This window comes from Gardnerella sp. 2492 (assembly GCF_050320365.1).
Classification (GTDB): domain Bacteria; phylum Actinomycetota; class Actinomycetes; order Actinomycetales; family Bifidobacteriaceae; genus Bifidobacterium.
The window spans coordinates 604,098-621,708 of record NZ_CP186952.1; the positions used below are offsets into that span (position 1 = coordinate 604,098).

General features: G+C 43.7%; 13 protein-coding genes and 2 tRNA genes. 7 read left to right on the top strand and 8 right to left on the bottom strand.

Going from position 1 to position 17,611, the window contains the following annotated elements; translation table 11 throughout:
* Positions 1-117 precede the first annotated feature (117 nt).
* Together ACPFYS_RS02295 and serS are read right to left on the bottom strand one after the other, a co-directional pair.
* Positions 118-202 (bottom strand) — tRNA-Ser (locus tag ACPFYS_RS02295).
* Positions 203-281: 79 nt separating this feature from the next.
* Positions 282-1,568: a serine--tRNA ligase gene (gene serS, locus ACPFYS_RS02300; RefSeq protein WP_427877432.1), complete on the bottom strand. Its 1,287-nt coding sequence runs from the start codon at positions 1,566-1,568 to the stop codon at positions 282-284.
* 257 nt (positions 1,569-1,825) lie between these two features.
* Here serS and trxA point away from each other — a divergent pair, with 257 nt between their 5' ends.
* The 4 genes from trxA to ACPFYS_RS02320 all read left to right on the top strand — a co-directional run bounded on the left by trxA (position 1,826) and on the right by ACPFYS_RS02320 (position 7,112).
* The gene (trxA, locus tag ACPFYS_RS02305; RefSeq protein ID WP_427877434.1) at positions 1,826-2,197 is read left to right on the top strand and encodes a thioredoxin; all 372 of its coding nucleotides are present in this window, start codon (positions 1,826-1,828) and stop codon (positions 2,195-2,197) included.
* Positions 2,198-2,387: 190 nt separating this feature from the next.
* Positions 2,388-3,371 (top strand): G5 domain-containing protein, encoded by a 984-nt coding sequence (locus ACPFYS_RS02310; protein ID WP_427877435.1) that lies wholly within the window; start codon positions 2,388-2,390, stop codon positions 3,369-3,371.
* A gap of 193 nt (positions 3,372-3,564) precedes the next feature.
* On the top strand, positions 3,565-5,166 hold the full coding sequence (locus ACPFYS_RS02315) for an MDR family MFS transporter (protein ID WP_427877436.1): 1,602 nt from the start codon (positions 3,565-3,567) through the stop codon (positions 5,164-5,166).
* Between the two features lie 107 nt (positions 5,167-5,273).
* Entirely contained in the window at positions 5,274-7,112 is a 1,839-nt protein-coding gene (locus ACPFYS_RS02320) for a zinc-dependent metalloprotease (RefSeq protein ID WP_427877438.1), read from the top strand.
* Here the strand turns inward: ACPFYS_RS02320 and ACPFYS_RS02325 are convergent.
* On the bottom strand, positions 7,096-8,595 hold the full coding sequence (locus ACPFYS_RS02325) for an ATP-dependent helicase (protein ID WP_427877440.1): 1,500 nt from the start codon (positions 8,593-8,595) through the stop codon (positions 7,096-7,098). The two genes, ACPFYS_RS02320 and ACPFYS_RS02325, sit on opposite strands and share 17 nt — an antisense overlap.
* Before the next feature lie 158 nt (positions 8,596-8,753).
* Here ACPFYS_RS02325 and ACPFYS_RS02330 point away from each other — a divergent pair, with 158 nt between their 5' ends.
* Positions 8,754-10,499 (top strand): phosphotransferase, encoded by a 1,746-nt coding sequence (locus tag ACPFYS_RS02330; RefSeq protein ID WP_427877598.1) that lies wholly within the window; start codon positions 8,754-8,756, stop codon positions 10,497-10,499.
* Between the two features lie 59 nt (positions 10,500-10,558).
* Entirely contained in the window at positions 10,559-10,780 is a 222-nt protein-coding gene (locus ACPFYS_RS02335; RefSeq protein ID WP_427877442.1) for a DUF3107 domain-containing protein, read from the top strand.
* 95 nt (positions 10,781-10,875) lie between these two features.
* Here ACPFYS_RS02335 and ACPFYS_RS02340 read toward each other — a convergent pair whose 3' ends face one another.
* Entirely contained in the window at positions 10,876-11,793 is a 918-nt protein-coding gene (locus ACPFYS_RS02340) for a PHP domain-containing protein (protein ID WP_427877443.1), read from the bottom strand.
* A 48-nt stretch (positions 11,794-11,841) separates the two neighbouring features.
* Between ACPFYS_RS02340 and ACPFYS_RS02345 the strand changes: the two genes are divergently transcribed.
* Positions 11,842-12,480, top strand: a complete 639-nt coding sequence (locus ACPFYS_RS02345; RefSeq protein WP_427877445.1) for a vitamin K epoxide reductase family protein — start codon at positions 11,842-11,844, stop codon at positions 12,478-12,480.
* Between the two features lies 1 nt (position 12,481).
* On the opposite strand, the gene murI is transcribed toward ACPFYS_RS02345, so the two are convergent.
* From murI to ACPFYS_RS02365, 4 genes are all read right to left on the bottom strand, one after another.
* Complete coding sequence (murI, locus tag ACPFYS_RS02350; RefSeq protein ID WP_427877446.1) at positions 12,482-13,255, bottom strand: glutamate racemase; 774 nt, start codon at positions 13,253-13,255, stop codon at positions 12,482-12,484.
* Between the two features lie 137 nt (positions 13,256-13,392).
* The gene (gene ileS, locus ACPFYS_RS02355) at positions 13,393-16,791 is read right to left on the bottom strand and encodes a mupirocin-resistant isoleucine--tRNA ligase (protein WP_427877448.1); all 3,399 of its coding nucleotides are present in this window, start codon (positions 16,789-16,791) and stop codon (positions 13,393-13,395) included.
* 351 nt (positions 16,792-17,142) lie between these two features.
* Positions 17,143-17,215: transfer RNA gene (locus ACPFYS_RS02360), tRNA-Arg, on the bottom strand.
* 45 nt (positions 17,216-17,260) lie between these two features.
* On the bottom strand, positions 17,261-17,593 hold the full coding sequence (locus ACPFYS_RS02365; protein ID WP_427877450.1) for an exodeoxyribonuclease VII small subunit: 333 nt from the start codon (positions 17,591-17,593) through the stop codon (positions 17,261-17,263).
* Positions 17,594-17,611 lie beyond the last annotated feature (18 nt).

The window sequence follows — 17,611 nt, forward strand, 5'->3', positions numbered from 1 at the left end:
AATCAATACGCAGTCCGACATCGCTCTCGTTGAAATCGCAGTGTGATTTCAGTTATATAAGCTCAGAAAAATAAATAAGCCTAAAGCAATTTTACATGCTTTAGGCTTGATTATTCGCGGATGAGGCGAGATTCGAACTCGCGGTAGGTTTCCCTACAACGGTTTTCAAGACCGTCTCCTTAGACCGCTCGGACACCCATCCATTTTGCGCATGAAAGCAATCAAATAGCCGCCTTCAATGCACAAGTGGTAAGCATATCATCACGTATAGAACGCAACACTCACGCTTCCCACTTAGTAGGCTCAATGACTTCCTTGCCACCCATATAAGCCTGCATAGCCTTTGGAATATCAATCGAACCATCTTCATGCTGATGATTTTCCAAAATAGCCACAAGCCAGCGAGTAGTAGCCAAAGTGCCGTTAAGCGTACTAACTGGACGAGTTCCACCGTCTTCCATGCGTTCGCGCACATTCAAGCGGCGAGCCTGATACTCAGTGCAGTTAGAAGTAGAAGTAAGCTCACGGTAACGACCCTGAGTTGGAACCCAAGCTTCGCAATCAAACTTACGGGCAGCAGAAGAACCAAGATCACCTGCAGCAGTATCAATAATACGGTAAGGCACTTCTACCTTAGCAAGCATTTCCTGCTCCATACCGAGCAACTTCTGATGCTCAGCGCGAGAATCTTCCTGCTTGCAATATACGAACATCTCAACTTTATCGAACTGATGCACGCGAATAATACCAGAAGTATCCTTTCCAGCAGCACCAGCTTCACGACGGTAGCAGCTAGACCAACCGCAATAGCGCAAAGCACCATTGCTTAGGTCAAGAATCTCATCCTCGTGCATGCCAGCCAAGGCAACCTCGGAAGTACCAACCAAATACTGATCATCTGGCTCGCGAAGGCGATAAATCTCATCCGCGTGAGAATTCAAGAAGCCAGTTCCGCGCATAACTTCTGGGCGCACAAGCGTTGGCGTAATCGCAAGCGTAAAACCGTGCTCTTCGGCTTGATCAACAGCCATAGTAAGCATTGCGATTTGCAAGCGAGCCACAGCACCGCGCAAGAAGTAGAAGCGAGAACCTGCAACCTTCACGCCGCGACGCATATCAATTCCAGCAACGCCAGTTCCAAGAGTCAAATGATCCTTTGGCTCAAAACCTTCAGCTGCGAAATCGCGAGGAGTGCCAACCTTCTTAACTACAACGTAATCATCTTCTCCGCCTTCTGGAGCTTCATCTTCAACGATGTTAGAAAGCTTCCACATTGCTGTAGTGTAGTCGGCAGTAGCTTTTTCGGATTCAGCCTTGTATTCTGCAACTTTAGATGCTAATTCTTTAGTTTCAGCAATAAGCGTAGCCTTTTCTTCCGCGCTAGCTGTTGCAACCTTCTTACCGATAGCTTTTTGCTCAGCACGAGCATCTTCAAAAGCTTTAAGAGCAGTACGGCGCAAATCATCGTTGCGCAAAACTTCATCGACGAGTTCAACAGATTCGCCACGCTTACGCTGCGACTCCTTTACCACGTCGGCATGTTCACGAATAAATTGAATATCAAGCATGACCCCTAGCCTAGTGCCGCAAGGCGACAGATAATTTATAAGCTCATATAGTGCCAATTTGTAAAGCCCATATAAATATCCGCATATAAACAGCTGCATATATAATTGCGTTAATTACATCAATTACATTAATTAATTGTGTTTAATATTTGAATTGTTATTGAACAAATTGAACAATTTGAACAATTTGAACAATTAGATTGTTTAGATAGTATTTACTTACGAAAATTGGTAAATACTTGCGAAAAGGGGTAAAAATGGCAGTAATTCACGCTACTCAAAACGATTTTGAAAAAATTGCTACTACTAACGAAATTATTGTTGTTGATTTTTGGGCTACTTGGTGCGGACCTTGCCGCGCTTTTGGCCCAATTTTTGAGAGCATAAGCAATAAGTTTTCTGATATTCCTTTCGTTAAGGTAGATATTGATCAAAGCCCTGATTTAGCAGAAACTGCCGCAATTAAAGCTGTTCCGACCATTATGATCATTAAGCGCGGAGAGGTACTTTACAGGCAGGCAGGCGCTTTGCGTCCGGATGATTTGGAAGATTTAGTAAACCAAGCTAAAGCTTACGAGCCAAAAGACGACGAAAATTCTAACGACGAAAATTCTGATAAAACTTTATAATTTTCTGAATCTTAGAAATAAAAAACATTACGAGAATGCAAAAAACCTTGATTTTAAGCCTTTCTCGTAGGTGGAGACTATACTTATAAGAACTTTAGAAACGAGAAAGATGACGTACTTACATATGCAGCTTCTTACAGTTTGTTGCGAGACTGCGTAAGTTTTTAGCGTTTTAACCGCAGGGAGGGATATGACCAGTCACCGTAAGCCTACAGTCACACTTAGTTCTTTAAGCATGCGTCAATGGGCAAGAGTTGGCGTGATTGTTATTGGTTTTGTGGTTTTGGTTGCACTTGGCTGCCTTTCTCGTAATTTCTATTCTTCAAATCAAACTCACGTTTCTTCAGCAACGTCGTATTCTGCTACTGATAACTTCCCTGAAGTTTCTCGTGGCGCTACTCGTGACATATTAGGCAAAAATAACACTTCTTACATAAACGTTGTTATTAATGGTCACCGTAGAACTATTCTCGGCACTAACTTTACAGATGTTAAGTCAGTTCTTGATGCTGGTGACGTAACTTTGGAATCTAATGATGTTGTTAATCCTGCATTAAACACTAAAGTTACTGAGTCTACTGTTATTACGATTCAAAGAGCCGGCGCAGATCTTGAAACTTCCGACGAGCCTATATCTTTTAATACTGTTAAAAAAGAAACATCATCGCTTCCTAAAGGAACTGAAAAAGTAGAAAGCGAAGGTGCTCCAGGTGTTATGGAGACGGCAAAGATTGTTACGCGCGCCGGAAATAAAATAGTTTCTTCTAATATTTTCACTTCTTTTGTAAAGCAAGCTCCACAAGATAGAGTTATTCTCGTTGGTACAGGCGGCACACATATTAGCGCTCAAGAGTCCATTGGTACTACAGTTCCTGCTGGCGAAATGCAGCAGTGGGCTCATGATTGGCTTCTTTCTAATGGTTATTCTGAAGCTGATTTTACTGCAACAGTTTTCATTATTTCGCGCGAATCTGGTTGGCGTGTGAATGCTATGAACCCTTCTGGCGCTTATGGTTTACCTCAGGCTCTGCCTGGTCGTAAGATGTCTTCTGCTGGAGCTGATTGGGCTACAAATTATCAGACACAGTTACGCTGGTTCTGGAATTACTGCAATGGTAGGTACGGTTCTATTCAGGGTGCTTATAACTACTGGAGAAGCCATCACTGCTACTAAAAACAGCAATTTGGCTATACTTTAGCTATAATTTATCCGGTAAATATTAGCCGTGAGCATTATCAGTAAATATTGGCTTATTGGTTAAATTTCATTGACTGATTAAATTTTGTAGATAAAACATGCGCTAAATTCGCGTAGAATTAGTATGCTCTTTTAGAGCTAAACACTGACTGATAAAGGAAACTGCACTGTGACAATTTCGCAGTGGCATAAACTAAGCCACTTAAATCACGCTCTTACGGGCGAAGAAGCGTATCATAATAATCGTCTTACTCGTCCTGCACTAATTTCACTTGCGATACTTACTTTTATAACTTTTATCGGTAATTTTGCTCAACTTCAGCTTACTGCAGCTCTTCCTACTATCGTAAAAGAGTTTGATATTAGCGTAACTACAGGCCAGTGGCTTACGTCAATATTTCAGCTGATTATGGCAGTTATGGTTCCGCTTACAGCTTTTCTTACTAGACGTTTTTCTACTCGTCAAATTGTTATTACTTCCATGTCGCTTTTTACTTTAGGATCAGTATTAGCGTGGCTTAGTAACGATTTTATGATGGCTCTTTTTGGCAGAACCTTGGAAGCAATTGGCACTGGTGTTATGTGGCCAGTGTTGCAGATTACTGTATTTTCTGTTTACCCTGTTACTCGCCGCGGTATGGCAATGGGTAGCGTCGGCATGGCTATGAGTATTGCTCCTGCAATCGGCCCTACTATTGGTGGTTTGCAAACTGATATTAACGGCTGGCGTTCTATATTCTTGTCTCTTACGATTATTGGCATTATATCAATCGTACTTTCTATATTTTTCCTTCACAATTTTGGTGAGCATGATCCTAATGCTCATGCTGATTTCTTCTCTGTAGGCTTGTCCGTTATTGGTTTTGGCGGATTAATGTTTGGTTTTACAAATATAGAAGCTTATGGTTTTGAAAGCTTGTTCTCCTGGCTTCCTATGCTTATTGGCGCTTTGGGAATAGCTTGGTTCGTCACCCGTCAGCTTCGTGCCGCTTTTCATGGGAAAATCCCGCTTCTTGGTCTTGGAGTATTAAAAAATCGTTACTTTTTGACTGGCACTGTTTGCGCTTGCCTTACTTTTTTTGCGTTTAGCTCGATTATGGTTTTGATTCCGCTTTACATTCAGTCTGATCGTGGTTTTTCGGCTACTATGAGCGGTCTGATTTTGCTTCCTGGCGCTTTCGGAATGGCGATTTCTCAGTATTTCGGCGGCAGAATGCTTGATCGTTTTGGCGTGCGTCCTGTAGCCATGGCAGGCTCTTTAATACTTTTATTTGGCACTATAATGATGAGCCTTATAGATATGTATACCTGGATTTGGTGGATTTCTATATGGCAATTTACTCGCCAAATTGGTATGGGTTTCCTTCTTATGCCTGTTACTACATGGTCTCTTAATTGTCTTAGTCACGAAGAGCTTGGTGACGGTTCTGCTGTTACTAACACTATGCGTCAATTATGGGGTGCTATTGGAGCTCCTGTTCTTGTGGTTACTATGACTGCTTTTACACAATGGCATTACGCTATTTCAGGAGGTCATGGTCATTCTGAGGATGTTGCGGCTAGCATTTTCGGCGTTCAGTGGACTCTTCGTATTAGCGCTTTAATTACAGCAATTATGGCTGTTATTGTTATTTTTGGCGTTAAAGGTGAGGGCGCAGGCTCGGCTCATCAGCTTGCAAGAAAAGCAATTAACCGTATGAAAGTTCTTCATATTCCTCACTCTAATGAGCATCGTGATGTTATTAACGATCACACTCATCAACAATACTAATTTTTTATTTGTAAAAATCGTAAATCATGTAGAATTAAATACATCAGCAGCATACTGTTTAGCATGATTCTGCTATATGTGCTGTAGTACGGTAAAGGACGACACTCATGAACGATGACACACTTCGCCAGTGGCTTATTGAATGCTTCGGGCCAGTTCAGGGAGAAGAAGCATGGCGGCAGTTCGAACAGCTTCCTTTTGAGTTGCGCGAGCATATTATGAGTCAAGACCCTGCTAGACTTCCTAAACCTGGGGATGTTCATGCTATGATGAGAGCTTTTACAGCAGGAGGCTTGAACAATCCTTACGAAATGAAGGAAACTCTCGAAGAGGGTCCTATTAACAGTAAACTTGCTAAATCTATAGCTCTTCAGAAAGCTAATGGAGATAATGGGAACGTAAACGCTGAGGTTGCCGATGCAGCAAGACGTTCGCTTAGTAAGGCTAATTTGTGGCTTGATATAACTTGTAATATTAATCCTGCTCCCGGTACCCCGGAAGTTCTTTCACGCTCTGCTTGGGTTGAAGGAACTCTTGACTCGTGGATTAAGTTTGCAAATCCTGTTGCTCGAGCCATTAATGACGCTTTAAGTGAGGTTATTGCTGAACGTTTCGGTGACATTGATAACGCTGAAGTTACTGGACTTTTTGCCGGCGCTGTGCCTATTCCTCTTCCGTCAGATATGAATAATCCTGTGCAGCTTATGAAACTGCTTGCGAATACTTCTTTCGCTATGCAACTCGGTGAAGCTGCTGGCGCTCTTTCGCATGAGGTTCATGGAAGTTTTGATCAGGGTATTTCTTTGTTGAAGAATCCTGCAGGTGGTTTAATTCCTTACAATTGCATTGCTTACGCCAAATCTTGGGGATTAGATAATGGCGAAGTTATGGATTATCTTGCTTTGAGAGAAGTTGCTCACGCTCGACTCTTTGCATCTGTACCGTGGCTTATGACCCGCTTTGAGTCTTTGATTATTAAATACGCGAACGCAACTAGCATTGATTTGAACGCTGTAGAAGATCAGTTAAGGGATGCTCAGAGCATGGATCCTTCGTCTTTCTCTGGCGCTGTGAATTTGTCGAAAGTTGCCAAAGGCGAGGATTCTGAAATACAGCAGCAGGCTTTGCATAGTTTGGAAACTCTGCTTGCGCTTACGGAAGGCTGGGTCGATTGCGTAACTTGGAGAGCTGGAGTTGCTCACATACCTCATATTGAACAGTTGCGTGAAATGATGCGTAGAGAGCGTGCTGCAGGCGGCCCTTCAGAAGTTACTTTTGAGTCACTTTTAGGTCTTCACTTGCGTCCTCGTCGTATGCGTGAAGCTACTAAAATTTGGGAAGATATTACGAATAAAGATGGGATCGAGTCTAGAGATGCGATGTGGGGTCATCCTGATCTGCTTCCTGCTCTTCCTGAAAATTCTGTTTCTGCTCAGCTTTCAAATAATAATTCCAGCAGCAAAACTCTCAGTACTGAAGATTTCAGCACTGAAGTTTTTGACAGCGGAATTCTAGACAGTGAAACTACCGGCAGCGAAACTACCGACAGCGAAACTTCTACAAATTCTGATGAAGTAGCAGAATCTTCTGAAAATAAATCTCAGAAAAATGAAAAAACTGAAAAAATTGAAGAAAGTAATTCTGCACAAAAAATCAGTAAAACTGACGATGCAAAAGACAGTGAAACCGGTAAAGAAGCAAAAAACGAAACCGACAAATCTCAAGAGAAAATAAATATTGAAGATATCGATATGTCTACTATCAATTGGGATGATGAATTAAGTAAGCTTCTCGAAGATGACGCTGCTCAAAAACAAAACGATACCGAAAACGGTAGCGAAAACGATACCGAAAACGGTACCGAACCCGACAATAAGTCAGACAATAAGTCCGATAACTCTTCGGATAGTGACGATAAAACTGACGGCACTAAAGAAAACGACTAGGAGCTCGAGAAATACCGATCCCTGCATCTTTTCGCACAGCGTACGAAAGATGCAGGGTTTTTTCTGCGCGAGTTACAGCAACATACATAAGTCTTCGTTCTTCTTCTATCTGATCCTCGTCAGTAGGCGATCCAAATGGTATAAGTCCCTCAGAGCAACCAAGCACGTAAACGTGATCAAATTCCAAACCTTTTGACGCATGAATAGTAGAAACTGTTACAGAAGAAGCAGCCTTGAGAATAGATGAAATACTCGTGAAATCTTCACGCTCAGTCTTACCAAAATCGCATACAACATTACGCAAGCCTGTATCTTTTCTCACATTATAAGAAAGATTGGCTGCAGCTAAAGCTTTACAAATAATCTGCTGCTGAGCGTTAGTGCGTGTCAAAATAGCGTATTGCGAAGCTATTGCTTTACCTGATTTAATTTCTTTCACAATATTCTCAACGCAGCCTAAAGCTTCGAGTTTATCGCTTTCATAAACTTGTTTAGAAACTCTAACTCCACCTTTAGCTACTGAATGCAAAGTCAAATAGTCTTTTTTACATCCAGATTTTGCCAAAACTTTATTTGCCATTCCAACTATTCGCTCTGTTGAACGATAATCTGTGCACAAACTAATATCTGCAGAAATAGGCGAAAATTCTTTATTAAAATCTAACAAATAGTATCCAGTAGCGCCTGCGAAAGAATAAATTGTTTGTGCAGGATCGCCTACTACGCAAATATCGCGATTTATTCCCATCCAAAGTCGCAATAATTCGTGTTGTAGTGGAGAAACATCCTGATACTCATCTACCGTAATCCAACCAATTCTACTGCGAATAGAACTAGCAGCTTCAGGAAAATTTCGCATAACATGGCACGTAAGCAGAAGAATATCATTAAAATCAATAAGATTACGCGCATTTTTTTCTATTTCGTACGCTTCGTACAGATCAACGAATTGGCTTACTTCCAAACCAGCCGGCGCTTTCCTATGTATAGCAGCGCATACTCTCGCATAATCTTCCGGAGCTATAAGTGAAACTTTAGACCAATTAATTTCAGCAAGAACGTCACGAATCTGAATCGGTGTCATGTCAAAAAGTTCAGGATATCTGGATACTGCAGAAGACATAACAGTACGAGAATCATCAATAATATTAGGAAAATCAGCAGAACAAACCTTCCCCCACACTTTACGCAACTGTTGCAAAGCAGCAGAATGAAAAGTCGTTGCAAGAGCATCACTTGAAACACCAAGAGAATCAAGCCTAGAGCGCATTTCTCGAGCAGCTTTTACAGAAAACGTAACAGAAAGAACTCTGCTAGGATCCCAATCACCCTTAGCACACGCATAAGCAATACGTCTCGTAATAGTACGAGTTTTACCGGCACCTGCGCACGCAACAATACGCACAGGACCTTCTAATGCAGTGGCTGCAGAACGTTGTGCTTCGTCTAAACCATCAAGCAACGTTTCGGGTGAATTATTCATAACTACTATTCTTGCAGGATACTACTATTTCAACAAATAATTTCACATATTGTGGATATAAGTTTGCGCATAATATTGTCCGTTTCGGTGCCTTGTATTACTGTGGGAGTGTGACACAACTCAGCAGATTCAAGTTAGCAGCATTGGCTTCGTCAGCAATGCCTGAAATACAGCTCGCGGGAACCCGCCAGAGTGAGCAAATAAACGCAACTGACAGAGCTGCGGGAATTTCTCATGCCGTGGTACAAGACGTATCTGGCCGACTTTACGACGTATTCATAAGCTATGAAGATAATGGTCGAAAACGCTTACATGATCGAGCGCGAGCAGCATGGACACTGCAGCAGACTAAAGATCTTGCGGCACTAGGTTTCGAGTATGACACTCTGGTCACATTTAGACCTGGCACACAGTCGAATAGCACTGGTAAATCCGCTCAAACAGATCCTGCAGTGCTTGTTTGTGATCACCGTGAGGGCACTTCTCGCGACTTAAATTTGTTAACAACTAACGATTGCATGAATTTAGGAACAGCAATCGGATCGATCCATCGTCTTCGTCCTACTTTCTTGACTCGCGCAAACTACCCAAGTTTTACAACTGGTCAAATTCGAGCGCAACTTACTGGATGGATTAAAGTTTTACGAAAAGCTGGTCATATTCCTACTGAAATTACTGACAGTTGGTCTAGAGTGCTTGAGACTGAAGGATTATGGTCATTTAATACTTTCCCTGTACACGGAGGATTCCAAGACGGAGACGTTCTATTTAACGGCTCTACAGTTAGCGCTATAACAAACTGGCAGGGTATGCAAATAAATGATCCTGCACGCGACTTGGCTTGGATTTTTGCAAAGTTGAACGAGCAGCGCAGAAATGCTGTTCTTGATTCTTACGGTCGCATGATGGGCTCTCGATTAGACAGCATGATTATGCTTAGAGCTAATTTGTGGCTGCAAATGGAACAGGTCGGAGACTTTGTTAAAGCTTTGCAGCATGGTGATAACGTTGGAATTATGCGCTTTAAAGCTCAGGTTGAGCGTTTGGCTCACGAGTTGACGCGAATCCACGGATCGCGCGCACAGAAAGCTGCAGAGCAGGCTAATCCTAATATGAAACCGTCTTCCACAATTACTGTTGGAACGCTTTTGCAAAACGATGAACGAAACGCAGCAAACGCAGCTAAAAAGGCAAACGCAACACAAGCTGACGATACTACTTCTTCACACGCTGCAGCTGACTCTACTAACGAAAACGCAATACCTAATAACGCAAATCAGGAATATCACGAAAACTTTGATAATACTGAAGAGCGAACTGTTACTTTGAACGACGATACTCATGAGCGTCCAAGTACAGAAAATAATAGTGTAGAAAATACTAGTGCAGAAAATACTTCCGATAGAAGCGAAGCAGATGATACTGCTACACAAGTAATTACAAGCCTTGAAAATGCTGATTCGAAAGATTTAGGATCTGCTAAATCTGCTGAAAGTACTGTAGATGCTACTAAAAGCTCTGTTAATAATGCAGTTGATAATGCAGAGGATTCTGAAGATGACGAATACGTCTATAACGATCAAGACGATGCTGCAACTGAAGTTTATGTGCAAGTCGAAATAAAAAATGACGCTAAAGTAATCGACAATACTGCTAAAAATACTTCTACAGAGACTGCAAACCCTACAGAGTCTACAGAGTCTACATTGTCTACAGATTCCGAGAAATCTACAGACAATGAAGATTCTAAACAAGAAAGTTCTGAACAAGAAGATTCTAAATCTGATAACGCAAATGACAATCTCGAAACAGTACTAATTCCTGAGTACGAGACTAACACTAAAAATAAAGAAAGTGCCTCTTCTGAAGAAACTACAGAAAAGTCAGAAACTACAGAAAAATAGTCAGTAAATTGGTAAATTAGTAGAAATATTTCAAAAAACTTCACTAGGAAGGAAAGAAAATGAACGTTACGCTAGGTATAAACCACAGTCCTGAACCACTTCATTTCGAAACAGAAAGCAGTGCGGAAGAAGTGCAAAAAGCAATTAATGAAGCAATAGAGAATAATAACGTTCTAACTCTAAACGATGTTCACAAGCGTAAAATAGTAGTTCCTGCAGCTTCATTAGCATACGCAATTGTAGGAGATAAACCAACACTTACAGTTGGATTTGGAGTGTGAACAAATACATAATTATTAAAAATAATAAATTGTGTATTTAGATACTTGCGCATCTTATAATCAGCTGCTATATTATCTAATTAGACGTTAGAGTTTCATATCTCTCTTCTCCTATACTCTATACGACCGCGGCGTTGGATTTCTTTCACAACACCGCGGTCGGTTCTTTTTTCACCTAAAATATTTGGTTTTCCGGCTCCATGCCAATCAGATCCTCCTGTAACAAGAAGATCACAATCTTTAGCAATAGCAAGAAGCCTACTTCTTTGACTTAGCGTATTTCCGCGATGATACACTTCTAAACCATCAAGACCAGCCTCAGCAAACTCAATAATCTGCTCATCGCAAAGCAACACACGATTACGACTAGTATCAGCAGGATGAGCAATAAAACTCACTCCCCCAGCATGCTTAACAGCTTTTATAACCTCAATAACTCTAGGCGACTGAGTTGGAATATAATACTTGCTTTGCGGAGAAACAGCGTCAGCAAAAGCCTCAGAACGCGTTTCATAAACACCAGCCTTCACCAAAGCGTCTGCTATATGAGGACGGCCAATAGTAGTTAATTCTCCCTCACCAGCTTGAGATATAACATCATCCCAAGTAATAGGAAAATCGTGAGCCATTCTCTCAACCATCAACTTCGTGCGTTCAATTCTTCTAGCTCGAGTCGCCGCAAACATGGCAACAATCTCAGAATCATTCGGATTGTACTGATAAGCAAGCATATGCACAGAAATGTTTATTCCACGCATAACTTCACCATCAAAACAGCAAGGTTCTTGAGCAGTAATTTCTGAACCGTATAAAACTGGAAAATCTAAAGCAGAAGCAGCCAAACGAAAATCTTCCCAACCAGCTGTGGTATCGTGATCACTAATAGCAACACCCTCTAAACCAAGCCGCTTAGCCTCAGAAACAAGCGTAGCAGGGGTTTCAGTACCATCAGAATACGATGTGTGACAGTGTAAATCCCAGCTTAAAGAAGTTTGCGTATTAATCACAGTCATATAACTATCGTAAACTGTAGTATGTAAAGCTTGAATTTAGGAGTATCAATGCAGCAAACTGGCAAAATACAAGAAAACTGCAATAACAAACTTACCGGTTGGAGACATTCAGCATTATGGACTTACGGCATTATGCTAATAGTTTCCATAAGCGCACTTGTTACATCCCTTATTCTTTCCGCTGAAACACTCAAACTGGCACGAGCGCCACACAGATCACTCGGATGCGATATTAGTGCGATAGTTTCGTGCTCAAAAGTTGCTAAAACTTGGCAAGCAGAATTTATAAAATTTGGCGATTTAAGTTTCCCTAACGCATTTTTTGGAATTGCCGCTGAAAGCGTGTTTGTAACTTTAGCAATTATTGGTTTAATTCGCGTACGTTTACCACGCTGGTTTGCTGCGTGCACTTGGCTTGGAGGTTTGTGCGCTCTAATATACGCATATTGGCTGTTCTCGCAATCAATGTTTGTGATTAACGTGCTGTGCCCGTGGTGCCTTGTGCTAATGTTCTCAACAACTTTGCAATTTATGTCGCTTTCACACGCAACTGTAAGCGTACAAGGACTTGCGTTATCGAAGAAATTTGTGCACAAATATTATTACATGCGTTACGATTTGCTGGTTGACGTAGTGTGGATTGCGGCTCTTGTGCTGCTTATCTTATCTAAATACGGAAATATTTAGATTACTTACACAAGCTTTCCGCAAGTTTTCGCATACGCTCACTCGTATCGGAATTAGTAATGGTAATACTTCCCTGCTCCAACACATCCGCAAGCTCGTTACGCTCATCTAAAATCTTACGAAGATGATTAATCGTGCCCTCATTACCGTCAACTATTTTCGTACTTTCCGGCAAAAACTCGCGGAAATAATCACGGTAGAATACAAAATGAGTGCAGCCAAGCACAACAGAATCAATAGATTCTAAATCGTAAGTGTCGAAATATTTGTGAAGAGCTGCGAAAACTATATCGCGATTACAAAGCTCTCCACGCTCAACAATGCGCACTAAATCAGGACAAGGCTGCGAAAAAATCGTGTTATTTTGCGAAAAACGTTGCAGTAAATCTGCAAACTTGCGCTCGCGAAGAGTAAGAGGAGTTGCTGCTACGATTACGCGCTGAGGCTCGCCTTTGCCCAAATCACAAGCCAATTTAAGCGCCGGTTCCATACCAACAATCGGAATATCATAATGCGCTCGCAAATCGTTAACAGCTGCAGAAGTGGCGGTATTGCAAGCAATTACGACGGCCTTTACATTTAGCTGCATAAAATGCTCAACAATTGCAAAACTGAGCTTTTTAACTTCTTCAGGAGTTTTAATACCGTACGGAGCATTGGCAGAGTCACCAAAATATATGATTTTCTCATGCGAAAGAGCCTCACGCATCTGACGCGCAACAGAAATTCCCCCAAGACCTGAGTCAAAAACTCCAATCGGTGCCGACGAAGACATGTTCTACCTCCTAAAACAATTCTCCATCGTAATTGCGAGCCTCAACATATATATGCAGTTGATCAAACAAAAACGTGCCGACGTATTGAATTGTGCGCCGGCACGTTTTGTTTAGTTAATTAGCTGTTAGTTGTGTTTTACGCGCGCTTAAGATTTACGCTAAGCTCAGTTGCGCTAGAATCAGCCTCAACAACCTCGAAGCTCGTAGCCAAAGTCTCCTCCGCAATCAAATCACGGAACTGATTAACTTTAGAAACGTCCGCGCTAGGTACGCTCAAAGTCAAAGCGATTCGGTCGGTAACGTCCAAACCGTTCTCCTTACGCGCATCCTGAACAGCACGAATAGCGTCACGAGCGTAACCTTCAGCAAGCAAATCGCTAGTCAAAGCAGTGTCAAGCATAACGAAACCGCCAGTTGGCATAGCAGCAGAAGCCGTATTTTGAGCAGCTTGAGCATCCGAAGACTCGACGCGATTTACAAGCTCATATTCGCCTTCAACAAGCGCAACTTCGCCGTTTGGAGTCTGAACAACAGGAGCGCCAGACTCGTCAACATGCCAATCGCCACTCTTAGAAGACTTAATAGCAAACTGCACTTGCTTACCCAAACGAGGGCCAGCCGCGCGCGCGTTCACCTTAAGCTCGTGAACAATCTTCAAACCGTGTTCGCTTGCATCCTGCAAAGTGCAGAATGTAACATTCTTCACATTAAGCTCGCGCTCAAGTACCTGCTCGTAAGGCTCTACAGCAGCAGTATTTTCTGCAACAACCGTCAAGTTTGCTAACGGCTGGCGCACACGCAACTGTTCCGCCTTACGCAACGAAAGCGTAGAAGAGACAACCTCACGAACCTTATCCATAGCAGCAACCAAAGCATCGTCGTGAGCAAGAACTGCACCAAGCTCAGTTACTTCGCCAGCCTTAGGATTCTTCTCGCCATCCGAAAGAGTCTCAGGCTCAACCAAATAAGGCCAATCAGCCAAATGTACGGATTCGCCGCCGGTAAGACCACGCCATACAGCCTCCGCTTCCATAGGAGCAAGAGGAGCAATCGTGCGCATGAACACTTCCAGAACAGTGTAAAGCGTGTTAAAAGCAGTCTCGTCTTCATTCCAGAAGCGGTCACGGCTTCCGCGAATATACCAATTCGTAAGCACGTCAATAAAATCGCTTACTGCCGCGCAAGCATCGCTAATCGCAAACTCGTTCAAGCACTTTTCTACGCGCTCAACAAGCAAACGCGTGCGAGCAAGCAAATAACGATCCATGTTGCAAAGTCCTGCAACCTCATCCGCACGAAGACGACGAGCATCGTAACCCTTACCACCGTTTGCAGCGTTCGCATACAAAGTGAAGAAGTAATACGAGCTCCAAACTGGAAGCATAACCTGACGAACCGTATCCCTAATGCCGTCTGCAGTAACAATCAAATTGCCACCGCGCAAAATTGGCGAAGACATAAGGAACCAGCGCATAGCATCCGAACCGTACTCGTTGAAAACGCCGTTCACATCCGGATAATTGCGCAAATGCTTACTCATCTTCTGGCCGTCTGAACCAAGCACAATGCCGTGGCAAATCACGTTTTTATAAGCTGGGCGGTCGAATAGAGCAGTAGCCATAATGTGAAGCGTGTAGAACCAGCCACGAGTCTGACCAATATATTCAACGATGTAATCGCATGGGAAGTGCTCTTCGAAGAATTCCTTATTTTCAAACGGATAATGGAACTGTGCGAAAGGCATAGAACCGGACTCAAACCAGCAGTCGAGAACATCCGTAATACGGTGCATTTGCGACTTTCCGGTAGGATCGTCTGGATTTGGACGTGTAAGGCGATCGATATACGGACGGTGCATATTCACATTGCCGTCGTCGTCGCGAGGATAGTCGCCAAAATCAGCCTTAAGCTCTTCCAACGAACCGTACACGTCTACGCGAGGATACTTTGGATCGTCACTCACCCACACTGGAATTGGCGAACCCCAGAAACGATTACGGCTAATCGACCAATCGCGAGCGTTAGAAAGCCACTTACCAAACTGGCCGTCCTTAACGTTTCCAGGAATCCAATTAATCTCCTGATTAAGCTCTAGCAAACGCTTCTTAATCTTCGTAACAGACACAAACCAGCTAGAAACAGGTTTGTAAATAAGCGGAGTTGCGCAACGCCAGCAGTGAGGATAGCTGTGCACGTAGCTTTTTTCTTGGAATAGTAACGCGCGCTGATCTTCCGGCATTTGAGCGAGCGGGCCGTCTCCTGCACGCAAGTTGCGCAAAATCGGCAAGTTCGCGTCGAAAACGTACAAGCCTTCGTAATCTGGGCAGTCGCTTGTAAACTTGCAGCCTGCGTCGAGCACGTCAACGCTGCGAATTTCGTGCGCGTTAAGCGTGTTCATATCGTCCTCGCCGTAAGGAGCCTGGTGAACGAGACCAGTACCTTCAGCGGTGTCGACATAATCTGCAGTGAAAATCGTAAAAGCGTTAGGACCAGGAGTGCCGCCCTCTGCGAGCGCAGAATCGCTTGCAAAGTATGGGAATACTGGGTAGTAGCGCCAGCCGGCCATCTCGGCGCCCTTAAGTTCTCGCACAACTTCGTAGTTTTCGCCAAGTTCCTTAGTGTAGGAGCCGAGCAAAGGCTTACCAATGTAGAACTTCTTACCGGCGAACTTGCCTTCAGTTGGACGAACTTCCACGTAGTCGATGTCTGCGCCTACTACGATTGCGAAGTTGGTTGGCACAGTCCAAGGAGTAGTGGTCCAGAATACTGCGTAAGCATCGTCTTCGTCGCGAAGCTTGACTGCCACGGAAACAGTTGTGTCTTGACGATTCTGGTAAACGTCCGCATCCATACGAAGCTCGTGCGCGCTGAGCGGAGTCTGATCCTTAGGGCAGTACGGAAGTACGCGGTAACCCTTGTAAGCCAAGCCCTTATCGTAAAGCTGCTTAAATGCCCACATTACGGATTCCATGTATGGAATGTTCAGAGTTTTGTAGCCGCGCTCGAAATCAACCCAACGAGCCTGACGATGTACGTAGTTTTGCCACTCGTTGGTGTACTTCAAAACGCTAGCACGGCAAGCATCATTAAACTTTGCGATGCCCATTTTTTCGATTTGCTCAACCGACTCGATGCCGAGCTCTTTTTGCGCTTCCAACTCTGCAGGAAGACCGTGAGTATCCCAACCAAAAACGCGGTTTACTTTGCGGCCGCGCATAGTCTGATAGCGCGGAACGACGTCTTTTGCGTAGCCTGTGAGCAGGTGGCCGTAGTGAGGAAGACCGTTTGCGAATGGAGGGCCGTCGAAGAACACGAACTCGTTTTGGCTTCCCTTGCCAGACGGACGGTATTCGATTGACTTGCGGAAAGTGTTGTTTGCATCCCAGTATTGCAGAACGGACTCTTCAAGCTTTGGGAAGGAAGGATTTGGTGCAACTTGCGCGCCAGCGTTTTCTTGCGTTGATGCAGAAACACTTACCTTTGGGTATACGCTATTTGCGCACGACTTTTCGGCTGGATTAGTGGATTCGCTCACTGTGCTCTCCTCGCTCAACAGGGTGAATATTTCCCTGCGAGGACGACAGTTACTGCCGCGGTACCACCTCGCTTGCTATAAGACGACTACGTAACGCAATCGAACTATTCTTATAGCCTCTCGTGTTTGGCTGTGCGGGCCAACCCCGTCGGTTCTAATAAGCGAGAACCTTACGAATCCTCGCCGTTCTTCCGAAAACTCCCCGCCGATAACGGATCATCGTTTAAGTTAGAAACAATCTAACACTATCCCCTAACATTGGGAAGGATTTCGCAACTCGCGAATAATTTTCATGACATTTTCATGACATATTGTCCAAGAGATATAGCAAAAGCAAACAAGTAATAAAAGTGCCCCGGATCAGAATCGAACTGACGACACCCACTTTAGGAGAGTGGTGCTCTATCCACTGAGCTACCGAGGCAACAAACGGCAATTATACACTAAGGCGTGTCACTGCGGCGCGCACTTAATCTTCAAGATTCGATTGCGTGCCAGCTGTAGCCGCAGTTGCCGACTGCTCCGCCTGTGCCGCGTCCAACTTGGCACGAACGGTGGCAAGCAGACCCTGAGCGCGCTTTGCCAACGCCTCGCCAATCTCCCACTGGCGCATGGACTGATCCAGCGTCAAACCGCCAGCTTCCAGCGCCTGAACCGCCTGAACTAGCTTTTCGCGAGCCTCTTCGTACGGCATCGCCTCAATCGCAGCGCGCTCTTCTTTCGTAAGAGTGCTTGCAAAATCCGCACTTTCTGTACTTTCTGCCGCTACTTCTTCCGCTTTTTTTGTTGCTTTCTCGCTCATATCTAACCTTTCGTTGTA

Coding starts and splice junctions, on each gene's coding strand:
- serS (WP_427877432.1), bottom strand. CDS start 1,568: ATGCTTGATATTCAATTTATTCGTGAACATGCCGACGTGGTAAAGGAG.
- trxA (WP_427877434.1), top strand. CDS start 1,826: ATGGCAGTAATTCACGCTACTCAAAACGATTTTGAAAAAATTGCTACT.
- ACPFYS_RS02310 (WP_427877435.1), top strand. CDS start 2,388: ATGACCAGTCACCGTAAGCCTACAGTCACACTTAGTTCTTTAAGCATG.
- ACPFYS_RS02320 (WP_427877438.1), top strand. CDS start 5,274: ATGAACGATGACACACTTCGCCAGTGGCTTATTGAATGCTTCGGGCCA.
- ACPFYS_RS02325 (WP_427877440.1), bottom strand. CDS start 8,595: ATGAATAATTCACCCGAAACGTTGCTTGATGGTTTAGACGAAGCACAA.
- ACPFYS_RS02330 (WP_427877598.1), top strand. CDS start 8,754: ATGCCTGAAATACAGCTCGCGGGAACCCGCCAGAGTGAGCAAATAAAC.
- ACPFYS_RS02335 (WP_427877442.1), top strand. CDS start 10,559: ATGAACGTTACGCTAGGTATAAACCACAGTCCTGAACCACTTCATTTC.
- ACPFYS_RS02340 (WP_427877443.1), bottom strand. CDS start 11,793: ATGACTGTGATTAATACGCAAACTTCTTTAAGCTGGGATTTACACTGT.
- ACPFYS_RS02345 (WP_427877445.1), top strand. CDS start 11,842: ATGCAGCAAACTGGCAAAATACAAGAAAACTGCAATAACAAACTTACC.
- murI (WP_427877446.1), bottom strand. CDS start 13,255: ATGTCTTCGTCGGCACCGATTGGAGTTTTTGACTCAGGTCTTGGGGGA.
- ACPFYS_RS02365 (WP_427877450.1), bottom strand. CDS start 17,593: ATGAGCGAGAAAGCAACAAAAAAAGCGGAAGAAGTAGCGGCAGAAAGT.